9 protein-coding genes are annotated in these 13,125 nt (G+C 39.7%); all 9 read left to right on the top strand.

Annotated elements, in window-relative coordinates; all coding sequences use genetic code 11:
• Position 1 precedes the first annotated feature (1 nt).
• The 9 genes from KI375_RS01310 (at position 2) to KI375_RS01270 (ending at position 13,094) form a co-directional block, all read left to right on the top strand.
• Positions 2 to 1,234 (top strand): ABC transporter ATP-binding protein, encoded by a 1,233-nt coding sequence (locus KI375_RS01310; RefSeq protein ID WP_212971742.1) that lies wholly within the window; start codon positions 2 to 4, stop codon positions 1,232 to 1,234.
• A gap of 423 nt (positions 1,235 to 1,657) precedes the next feature.
• Complete coding sequence (locus KI375_RS01305) at positions 1,658 to 3,772, top strand: (Fe-S)-binding protein (protein ID WP_212971741.1); 2,115 nt, start codon at positions 1,658 to 1,660, stop codon at positions 3,770 to 3,772.
• A gap of 293 nt (positions 3,773 to 4,065) precedes the next feature.
• On the top strand, positions 4,066 to 4,263 hold the full coding sequence (locus KI375_RS01300) for a hypothetical protein (RefSeq protein ID WP_212971740.1): 198 nt from the start codon (positions 4,066 to 4,068) through the stop codon (positions 4,261 to 4,263).
• A 690-nt stretch (positions 4,264 to 4,953) separates the two neighbouring features.
• Positions 4,954 to 5,505: a DNA-directed RNA polymerase subunit delta gene (rpoE, locus tag KI375_RS01295; RefSeq protein WP_212971739.1), complete on the top strand. Its 552-nt coding sequence runs from the start codon at positions 4,954 to 4,956 to the stop codon at positions 5,503 to 5,505.
• 353 nt (positions 5,506 to 5,858) lie between these two features.
• On the top strand, positions 5,859 to 6,530 hold the full coding sequence (locus KI375_RS01290; RefSeq protein WP_212971738.1) for an aspartate/glutamate racemase family protein: 672 nt from the start codon (positions 5,859 to 5,861) through the stop codon (positions 6,528 to 6,530).
• A complete protein-coding gene (locus KI375_RS01285; protein WP_212971737.1) occupies positions 6,527 to 8,023 on the top strand; it encodes an FGGY-family carbohydrate kinase in 1,497 nt (498 codons plus the stop codon). Before KI375_RS01290 ends, KI375_RS01285 begins: the two co-directional genes overlap by 4 nt.
• 46 nt (positions 8,024 to 8,069) lie before the next feature.
• The gene (locus KI375_RS01280) at positions 8,070 to 8,984 is read left to right on the top strand and encodes a class II fructose-bisphosphate aldolase (RefSeq protein ID WP_212971736.1); all 915 of its coding nucleotides are present in this window, start codon (positions 8,070 to 8,072) and stop codon (positions 8,982 to 8,984) included.
• Between the two features lie 114 nt (positions 8,985 to 9,098).
• A complete protein-coding gene (locus tag KI375_RS01275) occupies positions 9,099 to 11,135 on the top strand; it encodes a YyaL domain-containing protein (protein WP_212971735.1) in 2,037 nt (678 codons plus the stop codon).
• Positions 11,136 to 11,141: 6 nt separating this feature from the next.
• On the top strand, positions 11,142 to 13,094 hold the full coding sequence (locus tag KI375_RS01270) for a four-carbon acid sugar kinase family protein (protein WP_212971734.1): 1,953 nt from the start codon (positions 11,142 to 11,144) through the stop codon (positions 13,092 to 13,094).
• Positions 13,095 to 13,125: the final 31 nt, after the last annotated feature.

Raw genomic sequence — 13,125 nt, 5'->3', positions numbered from 1 at the left:
AATGCTGAAAATTGATCATATTTCGGGTGGATATCCTGGCCATCAAGTATTAGCTGATCTTTCCTTTGCAGTAGAAAAAGGGGAGATCTTTGGTATCCTCGGGCCGAATGGGAGTGGGAAAACAACTTTATTGAGAATGATCAGTGGCTTGCTGCATCCAAAAGAGGGAGAGATCCTTCTTCAGGATAGATCGCTTAAAAGCTTTACCGCGAAAGAGCTGGCGAAAAAAATGGCTGTGTTGCCGCAAATTCATTCTGAAGTTTTTGCATATACCGTAAGAGAGACGGTTTCATTGGGGCGCTATGCTCATCAAAAGGGATTATTTCATGCGACTGACCGAAAAGAGGATAAACGAATGATTGAGGAAGCAATGAAGGCGACCGGCGTTTACTCTTTTCAGCATAAATTATTGCAGTCGCTCTCAGGTGGCGAACGGCAACGTGTTTTCCTTGCACAAGCTCTAGCACAGAATCCGGAAATTTTACTACTAGACGAGCCAACAAATCATTTGGACTTAGCCTTCCAAAAAGAACTATTGGATCAATTGAAAAAATGGGTAATTGAAAGAGGGCTGACTGTTCTTTCTATTTTTCATGATTTGAATATTGCAAGTCTTTATTGTGATCGTGTACTTCTAATGGATAAAGGGAACGTTCATGCTGTCGGGAATGTAGAAGAGGTCATTCAAAAAACGTCGGTTCAGAAGGTCTATCAAACAGAGGTAGAAGTACAGACCCATCCCATAATCCCAAAGCCACAAATCGTTTTGCTTCCAAATGAATGGCGGAGCGAAAACGACGCGCTCATCAATGAAAAATGTGTGCAGTATAAAGAAAACACGCTCTGTATCCAAGCTCCTGGTTCTCTGAAAGTAATGGACTCAGATGGCAGAATAGGCTGGGAAAGCCAGTTTAAGGTCGCAGAAAGCCTGTCTTCTCAAGATTTCCAATGCGGCACATATGGAAATTCCTTTATTATCACTTGGACGGATTCAGGCAAGCAGCTTTTTCATCATTCTATTTTTATAAATGGTTTCCTTTCGGATGAAGGATATATTCGAGCCGTGCTGGCATTGAGTGAAATAAAAACACTATTATTGGGGAAAATTGAAGGGAAGTTTAGCATAGCAGCTTTACAAAATGGACAATCGGTTGATCCAAGTGAGTTGCGCGCCAGCTTACAAGAAGGGATCAAGCAACAATTAGATTACTTTCTTCATTTTGATTCGTTATAGGCTTAAGAATAAAATGATAGAACATAAAATCAGAAGCAATTACTTCTATAAGGAGGGGTTGCTTTTTTTGAAAAGGTAAGAAAGTATAAATTCTGGCTAATGCTTGATCCAGCTCCCGGCGCCATCGGCTTGAGGCTCGCAGGAGCGAGTCCATCGGCGTTGCGACGTACAGGATGTACTAGTGCAGACGAAGCGACAGGACGTCGCGTTTGAGTCTGCCGCCAGGACGGCGCGAACTTAGCCTTTCTTCCTAGTTCAAGGCGCTTGCGCTTTTGTTCATTTGGACATCCGCCTAGCAATTTGTGAATCTTGGAATAAAGTGATTGGTTGCAACATAATTTGGATAGAAACAAAAGACATTGACTGAATGCTCATTCATTTTATATGATAAAGAGACTAAGATACAAAAAGGGAGTGCTAGGAATGAGTGCGCTGTTTTGGCTTAATTGGATTGCTTTTCTATCTGCAACCGCTTACGGTGTTTATCTCTTCGTGTATGTAGTGAAGACAAGAATCGCTTATATGAAACTTGGAAAAAAGGCAGAATTCGATCGTGATGTGAAACAGAGACTAAAGAGAATCGCTGTTAATGTTTTCGGCCAAAAGAAGCTTTTGAAGGATAAAAAGAGCGGTCTTATTCATGTTGTGTTTTTTTATGGGTTTATTCTTGTACAATTCGGGGCTGTTGATTTTATTTGGAAAGGACTTGTCCCCGCTTCTCATATTCCGTTAGGTCCCCTATATCCTGGTTTTAAATTCTTCCAGGAAATTGTCACACTTCTCATTTTAATCGCAGTCATTGGCGCTTTTTACCGGAGGTATATTGAAAAGTTAGCGAGATTAAAAAGAGGCTTTTACGCAGGGTTAGTCTTATTGTTTATTGGTGGTCTGATGCTATCTGTCTTATTTGGAAATGCGATGTCCTTCATATGGCATCAAGAGCCTGGAACATGGACAGAACCTGTTGCCGCAGGAATAGCAAGTATTTTTCGTTGGTTGGACCCTATGGTAGGAGCCGCCTTGTTTTATATTGCTTGGTGGGTTCATCTCCTGCTTTTGCTTGCCTTTCTCGTCTACGTTCCCCAATCAAAACATGCCCATTTACTTGCGGGACCCGCAAATGTTTATTTAAGCAATCCTGATGAAGGAAAGAAGTTATCAACCATTGATTTTGAGGACGAAACGCAAGAAACCTTTGGTGTAGGAAAAATTGATGAATTTACAGATTTGCAACTAGTTGATCTTTATGCCTGTGTAGAATGTGGACGCTGTACCAATATGTGTCCAGCATCCGGAACTGGAAAGGCATTATCACCTATGCATATTATGACGAAATTACGCGACCATCTTACGAACCATGGAGCAGCCGTAACAAGTAAGCAGCCGTGGGTTCCGACATATGCCTTTTCAGGAACTTTAGGAAATAAATTGGCAAAGGCTGGAGCGGGAAAGGGAGCGAAAGAAGCAGCTGCGTCAGTAGATTATCATCCAAGTATGATCGGTGATATTATTACAGAGGAAGAGTTGTGGGCCTGTACGACGTGCCGTAACTGTGAAGATCAATGTCCTGTCATGAATAATCACGTAAGTCATATTCTTGATATGCGCCGTTATCTGGTCCTAACGGAAGGCAAAGTCAATCCAGATGCCCAGCGTGCGATGCAAAATATTGAGAGGCAAGGCAATCCTTGGGGATTAAATCGCAAAGAGAAGGAAGTGTGGAGAGAAGCACGGGAGGATGTTCAGGTCCCAACTGTTAAGGAACTAAAAAAGGTGGGAGAAGAATTTGACTACCTGCTTTGGGTAGGCTCCATGGGCGCTTTCGATAATCGCAGTCAGAAAATTGCTCTATCCTTTGCAAAATTATTAAATGAGGCAAAAGTGAAATTTGCTATCCTTGGAAATAAAGAGAAAAACTCTGGAGACACCCCTCGGAGATTAGGAAACGAATTTTTATTTCAAGAATTGGCTGCAGCTAATATAAAGGAATTCGAAAAACACCAGATTAAAAAAATAGTGACCATTGATCCGCACGCTTATAATATTTTTAAAAATGAATATCCTGATTTTGGCTTTCAAGCGGAAGTATTTCATCATACGGAACTACTTTACCAACTGATTCAGGAAGGACGTCTAAAACCAAAATTTAATGTCGAGGAGAAAATCACTTTCCATGATTCTTGTTATCTAGGTCGCTATAATGAAGTTTATGATCCACCAAGGGAAATTTTAAAGGCGATTCCAGGAATTACGTTGATTGAAATGGTTCGCAATCGTGAGAACGGGATGTGTTGTGGAGCTGGAGGGGGATTAATGTGGATGGAGGAAGATGTGGGGCAACGTGTGAATGTTGCGCGCACAGAGCAAGCTTTAAAGGTAAATCCATCGATCATTAGTTCAGGATGCCCCTATTGCTTAACGATGTTATCGGATGGAACAAAGGCAAAAGAAGTGGAAGATGATATTGGCACCTATGATGTAGCAGAATTATTGGAAAGATCAGTTTGCGGAAATCCTAAAAATGAAAAAATATCATAAGCCTAAGGAAAAAGTCTTCGAAGTATGTGAAAATAGGTAAGATTGGGACAAAAGTGTTTTCACAAGAGAAAAAAAGAACTAGTGGGTGCATATACTCGTTCCGGAAATATACTTCGCTTTCCCGGGCGACTGGCAAGCTTCCCCCTTTGGGATCTACGCGTATTTCCTCCGCTAAGATCATATATCGTTCTTCTTTGGAGCTTAACATTTTAGTTATATCCCAGTATCCTCTATTTTTTAAACGTTTTTTTGAAAAGTTACTGAACAAACCTCGATGAACAGGGTGTGGATGTATGAAAATAGCACTTTATATAATGGTGGGGAGTTTATTCTTGATCGCCAGCTTTTTTCTTTATCAAAATTCGCTAGGAGCGATCCCATTCTTGATTGGATCGATCTTTTTATTCTTTTTAGTACATAAAAGCCAATTCGCATCCAAAAAGGAAGAAAAAACCTCAATAAAAAATGAAGATCCTAACAAAAACCAATAATAAATCAAAAACAGTAGCATAAATGAATTTTATTTGTTTATAATGAGAAAAGCGGAAGCGCCTGTTCAGCGACGTACAAATTTAAAGACTTCTGACGAGATAAAGGAAACACGATGAGCCCAAAGGGCGAATCGATGTTGACTTATCGTAGGAAGAAGCCGTAAATTTGCTAGTCGCTAGGCGATGTAGCTGGATCAAGAAAAGCGGAAGCGCCTGTTCAGCGACGTACAAATTTAAAGACTTCTGACGAGATAAAGGAAACACGATGAGCCCAAAGGGCGAATCGATGTTGACTTATCGTAGGAAGAAGCCGTAAATTTGCTAGTCGCTAGGCGATGTAGCTGGATCAAGAAAAGCGGAAGCGCCTGACCAGCTGCGTACAAACTTTTTAGGGGACTGAGGAGATAAAGGAAACACGGCGAAGTATGAGCCGATGTTGACTTATCGTAGGAAGTCACCGAAAGTTTGCTAGCAGCTAGGAGCTGGAGCTAGACAAAGAAAAGCGGAAGCGCCTATTCAGCCGATGTTGACTTATCGTAAGCAAAAGCCTTAAAATAGCTAGATAAAGAAGAATACAGATGTTTTTAGCAAGGGAAACTGAGTTAAATAGGTAATCTTGCTGGGAAAATGATCTTATCGCGGATTTACGTACATAAAACTGTAAATATCTATAAAGGGAGCGAATTTTCAATGTTGCAACGATCAAAGGAAGAATTACAGGAAATGTCCCTCATTGAGGTTGCTTTTCAAATTTTTGAAGAGAGAGGGGCAGCTATTTCCTTTCAAGAATTAATTGATGAATTGGGAGCTAATCTAGGATTATCCAAAAATGAAATGCAAGGAAAAATGGTACAATTTTATACAGATTTAAATATAGATGGAAGATTTATGACACTTGGTGAGAATCGTTGGGGCCTTCGTGAATGGTATCCGATTGAACAAATTGATGAAGAAGTAGTCATGCAAACAAAACCTAAGAAGAAAAAGAAAGCGAAAAAAGTGGTCAAGGAAGAAGAAGATCCACTTGAGGATCTGGAAGAAGAAGAACTTGAATACGATCTTGAGGACGATGAGGAGATTCTAGATGATGAGGAAGAAGAGGATGAAAGCTTAGAAGCTCTTCGTGAGGAAGAATTTGAGGAAGAAGAATTTGATGACGACCTTCTCGATGACGATGATGATAAGGACTATGAATTAGACGATGATGAGGAAGCAGAAGAGGAGGAAGAGGAAGAAGAATAATTTCAGCTTCCATACAAATATAGCTTTTATAATTGACTTATATTATAAGTAAAAGACCCGCAAAACACCAATGTTTGCGGGTTTTTTGTGGGTTGGGAAATTTGGACGATGAATGATGAGAGGGCATGGTTGAGACACCAATCCTTTAGGAATAAAAGTTAATGGGAAGGAGTGGTTAATGACCCAGGATAGAATATCTATTGTCTCTTTTTAGGAAATACGTTGACGTTTTTTTGGTTTTGATACATAATTAGAGGTGTAAACAACAAAATATCTACAAGAAACCACATTTGAAACCAATCTTTTGGCATCTTATCTATTACGATAAGAAAACACAGAAAGGAGAGAGGCCGATGAGTAAAAAAGTTGCCATCATTCATACAACACCGGTCACCGTTGACTCTCTAAAAAAGCTTGCGGGTTATAAAATCCCGGGAGCTGAAGTAATCAATTTTGTGGATGATTCTATTTTACCTCAATTGATTGATAATGGAGGAAATGTAAAAGAAGTAGAAAATCGATTAATTCAATATGCCCAAATTGCTGAACAAGTTGGTGCAAGCGTTATTTTGAATGCATGTTCATCTGTAGGCGAGGTTGTCGAAAAAATGCAGGAGAGTGTATCTGTTCCGATCGTTAGAATTGATGAAGCAATGGCTGAATTGGCTATTGAAAAGGGTAATAGGATTGGAGTAGTTGCTACACTTGCCACAACATTACATCCGACAATAAATCTATTAAAAGAAAAGGCAAATGCCTGTCATAAATCATTGGAATTAATATCAGAAGTAGCTGGGGAGTCATATCAATTACTATTAGCTGGTGATCAGAAAGGGCATGACCACACCCTAGCTAAAGTATTAAAGACGATGACTGAACAGGTAGATGTGGTTGTTCTAGCACAAGCGTCAATGGCTCGGGTGGTTTCAACACTTCCCACAGAATTACAAGGGAAGTTCCTTTCAAGCCCAGAACTAGGTATGGAACAAGTCTCTGAAACATTGAAAAAGGCGAGCGTTAAATGAAATTACTAGGGATAGATATAGGTACAACACATATTAAAGCAGGGTTGTTCAATAAAAACGGAACACTTATTCAGTTGGCAATTCATAAAAATCAAAATTATGTGAATAAGCAAGAGCATACTTATTATCACCCAAATGAAATGTGGAAAGTTGTGGCAAGGGCGATTAGAGAGGTCGCCAGAGACCAACAAGAACAAATCGCATCCATTGGAATCACGAGTATGGCTGAAAGTGGTTTACTGCTTGATCCTAAGACTGGGGACTATCATTCTCATATTATTCCCTGGTTTGATAGGCGGACAGAACCGATCGCAGAATTAGTTGAACAAGAAATAGATCCAGTTGAGCATTTTATTAAGACAGGTCTTCGAAATAATTACAAACATGGCCTTGCGAAGATATTGTGGTTAAAACAGAAAAATCCTGAGTATTTAAAACATGCTAAGTGGGTATCAGCTTCTGATTTTATTGCTTACAAATTAACTGGGAAAATTGGTACTGATTACACTCTAGCTGCAAGAACTTTTGCCTTTCGAATTGACCAAAGGCAATGGGATGCCCCATTGCTCAACCATTTTGGACTAAGTACTTCTTTGTTTCCGGAGGCAAAGCCAAGTGGAACAAAAATAGGGGAAATTCCCTCCCATGATTTTCAATCAATAGGATTAGAAAAGGGGATTCCAGTTGCTGTCTCAGGCCATGATCATGTCTGTGCAGCTTTAGCAGTCGGTGCGATTGAACCAGGAGTTGTATCTGACTCAATTGGTACTGCAGAGACGTTAGTTGGGGCATTTGATAAGCGAGCTTTAACAAAACAAGATTATGATTCGGGTTTTAACTTCGGATGTCATATTTTACCCAATTCTCTTTTTTTTATGGGAGCCATACAATCGTCAGGTGGGTCGGTAGAATGGCTAAGAACCCAACTTTCTGATGAAAGTTTATCTTATGAAGAGATCAATACCCTTTTAGATAAAACTATCAAAAAGCCGACTGGTATCTTGTATTATCCGTATTTGGCAGGTAGCGGCTCACCACAAGCAGATCCAAATGCAAAAGGTGCCTTTATTGGTCTACAGACACACCATGATAAAGGGATGCTGTTAAGAAGCCTATTAGAAGGTACAGCCTATGAATTTGAAAACATGAGAAGAGCAATTGAAAAATTGCAGGAATTCCATATATCAACTTTAGTTGCTGTTGGTGGAGGGACAAAAAATCGACATTGGATGCAAATCAAAGCAGACGTATCCAACTGTTCACTATCAATACCTTCTATTACGGAGGCGACATTGCTAGGGGCTGCGATTGCAGCTGGATTAGGTTGTGGCATTTATAAAGACCAAAAAGAAATGTTTCATTTGATCTCTCGAAATGATCAAGTGGTGATTCAGCCGAATCAAACGAATTCTAAGAAATACAAGCGTATATTTGAAGAAGGCTATATGTCATTACAGCAACCACTAAGAGATTTCTATAAAAAGAATTTATGAATATTTAGCGTTTATTAGTTTTGAATCTGACAGGGGAGTTTTTACAATGACAAAAATAGATATAAAAAATGTGCTTACTTTAAAAAGGGCATTGGAACAAGCAGAGCGAGGCAAATATGCAATTGGCTCTTTTTCTCCACGATACACCGATATGATTCCTGCAATCTTAAGAGCAGGGGAAAAAACGCAATCACCTATTATCGTACAAATTTCACAAAAGGAATTAGACCGTTACGGAATTACACCGTTTGAATTTGGAGAAAAGTTCTATCAATCGATGAAAGAGGAAAACATTACAGTTCCAACTGTTCTTCATTTGGACCATACGAAGGATTTTCAAGTTATTAAGGATGCCATTGAAGCTGGCTTTACCTCGGTCATGATTGATGCATCTGAGCATCCACTTGATAAAAATATTGACATTAGTGCAAAAGCTGCAGAGTATGCTCATGCGAAAGGTGTCTCAGTTGAAGCGGAACTTGGAAAAATTGGTACAACGGATTTTGTAGAAACAGACAATGATGAGGAATTGTATACAAACCCTGATGAAGCATTACAATTTGTCAATGAAACAAAAATAGATGCATTAGCGGTATCTGTTGGTACAGCACATGGTGTTTATAAGGTAAAGGAACCTACTGTGGACATTGAGAGACTAAAGGCAATACGTGCCAACACTCCTGTTCACCTCGTCTTACATGGTGGGTCTGGTGTACCTGCAGAATTAATCCAAGAAGCAATGAAACTTCCGAATGGAGGAGTTAGTAAAGTAAATATTGCGACAGACTTGGAATTAAGTCTGCTTGGTGCCTTAGGAAGAGAAGAAAGAATGTCCAATCAGGAGTGTAAAGATCTACCAGAAGATGAAAAACGAAAAGGGCAAAATGCCGTAGAGGAAACAGTGATAGATAAAATTATAAACTTTTTAACAAGTGAGCAACATGCAAAAGACTTCAACTAATCTTTGAATGAAGCAAAATAAATATGTATGAGGGTGTTCTTTTCCGGGTTTCTACCTTATAAAAAATCCCTTTTACATATTTTTAAAGTGACGGATTGAGGGAGGTAGGGCAAAATGGGTCAAATGCATACAGAAATACAACAATCAAATGGAAATTACAAATTAAGGGTATTTCCCTCTTCGATCAAGAATAAGGATGCTTACATGCAATTATCGTCTCTGATTTCTACAATGGGGCTGGCAGAAAATGAAAACGTTCCTATTTCTAAGGTAGTAAAGACGAATAAGTGGATCACACTAAAGGGATCATCCACTCATTTCGGTGTCTATGCGACCGTAAAAGCGCAAAAGGGAATATGTGAATATTTGGATGTGAATATGGAAGTAACCTATCATGGGAACGAGCCGCTACATGCAGGTCTTCAGGTACGGTATGATCTTTTTGGCTCCGGGCAACCAACATGGATGATTCCAGGGGCGTTTTATAAAGAGAATCGTTTTTCTCATAATACGCGAATGTATCCAAGATACGACTATAACGGTGGGGATATCGAAAAATTAGAATCTGATTATTGGGCATTTCGCTCCGATCGTGCCGCACTACCGGCTGTATTTGCTTGGAATGATCATTTTAGCGGGGCCTTATTTACAGAAGAAATGTCTAGTGTAGGATTGACAGGCCTCGGTTTTATTGGCAATAAAGATGAGACAACTATTTGGCTTAACTATCCATATCGTGAAGAGCCAAAAACATTCTTTAGCCCAGTGGAACCACATCCAGCAGATTGTCCAACATATCAATGGAAACCTGCTGAAACAGTGAAGATTCAATATAAAGTATACGTAGGAGAGCAGGATCTTCATGCGTATGACCCATTTATTAGAGAACTATATAGTCAACATCAAAAGATGTATTCGTTAAACCCATGGGTAGATTTGAAGAAAGCGGCAGAACTAACAGCACATGGACTACACTATTGGCATTATGATCCAAACTACCATATTCTCAATGAAACGGCTGCTTTTGATCGGGAGTTGAATGGCAATGTTGGTGGCAAGGGTGATCGTCCACATATGCACGTTGGTTGGGTGAGTGGTGCCCAATATGCTCATGCGCTCTTGACGTACGGAAGAAGGAATGATGTGAAGAGTTATACAGAAGCAGCGATTAACGTGATGGATAAAATCGCTTCAGGATTAGCCCCAATTGGCATTTTCTGGGCTGAATGGAAAGTAGATAAAGGTTGGGGGACAGGATGGAATCCCAATAGGAATTGGTTGCAAGCACGTACGATTTCCGAAGCAACTTTGTTTATGGTCCGATCGTTGTTGTTTGAACATAAACATGATCAAACACATCAAGACTGGGAGAAGGCGGTTCAATCAAATTTGGATTTTGCTGTTCAATGTCAAAGAGAAGATGGTAATTTTGGTTCGTACTACCATTGTGAAACGGGGAAAGTAGAAGAATGGGATGGAGCTGGAGGGATTCTTTGGATTGCGGCTCTTTTAGAGGGCCATAAATATTTTCAGGATGATCGGTATTTGAATGCTGCCCTCTTAGCGGGTCACTATTATCGACATTTTATTAAGGATGAATTTATTTACGGCGCCCCGGAAGACGTCCATTTAACCCCAACATCTGAAGATGCCTATAACGGTGTTGTTGCGTATGTATTATTATATGAAGCAGATAAAAAAGAGCAATGGCTTCAGTTGGCCTCACATGTAGCCGATTGGATGATGACGTTTAGATGGACCTATAATTTGGCATTTCCAAAATTTAGTATGTTGCGCCAACTCGATTTTCGCTCTCGTGGAGCAGATCAGGCATCCCCATCTAATCAACATCTTCATAATTATGGGTTATTCTGTGTACCTGAAATGCTCCGCTTATGGCATTATACTGGTGACACCTACTATTTGGATCGTACCCGTGATAATCTTGCCTGTTTTATGCAATGTATTGCCCGGGAAGATGGTGATTTTAATGCCTATAAAGGGATGGTCACAGAGCGTTACTATAATACCAATAGTTTTCAAGCAAAAGGAATGTTACTGACGTTATCACATGCCTGGTGTGTGGGGGTTATTTTATATGCAGCACAAGAAGCACAGGCCTTCTCTGAAGAGTTAAGGATAATGGGGTGATTGTACTTGTCAAATGTTAATGAAATAAGAAGGCAACTGCAAGAAGTTGGAACGTACATGATGGATCATGATTTGGCATGGGGAAATGCTGGAAACATAAGTGCAAGAACTGCGGAGGATCATTTTTTAATTACGGCTAGTGGAACATATTTGGGAGAACTCTTAGCGGATGATTTTGTGGAATATTGCTTTGATGGCAAGCGCAGTACACAAGACCGAAAACCGTCGAAAGAAATACCAATGCATCAAGCAATTTATGAGGAGAGATCTGATATTCATGCGATTCTCCATGCCTCGCCTTTTTATAGCACGCTGATCGCTTGTTCTGATGTTGAGATTCCATCGGAGTGGTTTGTGGAATCGATGTATTATCTTGAGCGTTGTGAGCGAGTATCTTATCATCATCCAGGCTCTACTACTTTAGGAGAGGCTGTAAGGGAGAAGGCTGCGAAAGCAAATATTTTATTTCTAGAAAATCATGGTGTTCTTGTCTTTGATACAAGTGTCAAAGAGGCTCGCATGGCTCTACAGACACTTGAATTTGCCTGTCGGATGTTCATTACAGCAAACGGGGCTTCAATTCCGATGAAACAATTGCCTGAAAACACTGTTCAAGATTTTCTTGAACACTCCGGTTATAAGCCAAGAAGAAGGTGGAAAATGAATATGATCGGTGTGATAGCAGACGACATTACTGGTTCAAATGATATTGGAGTAATGTTTGGTAAGTCAAATTATATTGCAGATATTTTCAGCTACGGTCCCACTGTGTTATCGAATGTAACAAAGGACAATCGAGATGTTTTAATATTTGATACGGATTCTAGGCTGGATGATGAAAAGACCGCGTATGATAAAGTTTATCAGGCAACATTGGACATTCAAAAAGCAGGGGCCGACCAATTTTTTAATAAAACGTGTTCTGTCTTTCGTGGCAATATAGGATCGGAATTTGATGCGATGTTAGATGCGCTGAAAGAGGAGTTTGCGATTGTTGTGCTAGGTTTTCCGAAAAACGGAAGAACAACGCTTCGTTCCATCCATTATGTATATGGAGACAAGCTACAAGATTCTCAATTTAAGGATGATCCGATTCATCCAATGAAGGAATCTAATTTAGTCACCATTTTACAGTCGCAAACAAGCCGGAGAGTCGGAGCCATTCATGAGGAGATTATCAAGCAAGGATCAAAGGCAATCAAACAACAGATTCAACAAATGAAAATAAATGAACAGTTTCAATATATAATCTTAGATGTAACCAATCAGAATGACTTGTATGAAATTGCGAAGGCTGTTTATCAAGAAAAGATAATCTGTGGAAGTTCTGCATTGGCAGAGGAAATTCCCAAGGTTCAGAAAAAGCGGGACAAGGCCAAAAATTTGTTACCATTACCAGCAAAAAAGAGTGAGAAAGGGCTGTTTTGTGCAGCAGGAAGCCTTATGCCACAAACATATCACCAAATCAATTATATGAAACGAACAGGAAATAGTGTGATAGAGTTTGACACATTTGAATTTTTAAAAAGTGATGCAAAGAATAGCTTTGTCAATGGGTTGGTTGAAAAAATTGTAAAGGACATGCTTGATGGGAAAAATGTTGTCTTTCATTCAACCAATACAAACGAGAAGGTTAGAGAAACAAAAGCTGAAGCTGCGAAACATGGATTAAATAATACAGAAATCTCTAAAATGGTTTCAGAAACCATTGCCCATATTACCTCTGAAGTCATTAGGAGAACAGAACAGTATCGCTTTGTCATCGCGGGTGGCGATACATCGGCAACAGTTTGTAGGACATTGGGGATAGAAGGGATGAGAGTATGGAAAGAAATTCAGCCGGGTTTACCTTCTTGTTTATCCCATACGAATCCTCCCTATCTCTTTGTATTAAAATCAGGTAGCTTTGGAAATGAAACTTTTATCGAAGAAGCCTTTGAACATTTACTTCAATGGTAGAGCTGAAGTTTTGTCCTAGATGTCTAGTTTT

It is taken from the genome of Bacillus sp. J14TS2 (assembly GCF_018333015.1).
In the GTDB taxonomy this organism is placed as follows: Bacteria; Bacillota; Bacilli; order Bacillales; family Bacillaceae_C; genus Lederbergia.
The sequence above is the reverse complement of the archived record's forward strand: the minus strand, read 5'-3'. Positions and strand labels throughout refer to the sequence as shown.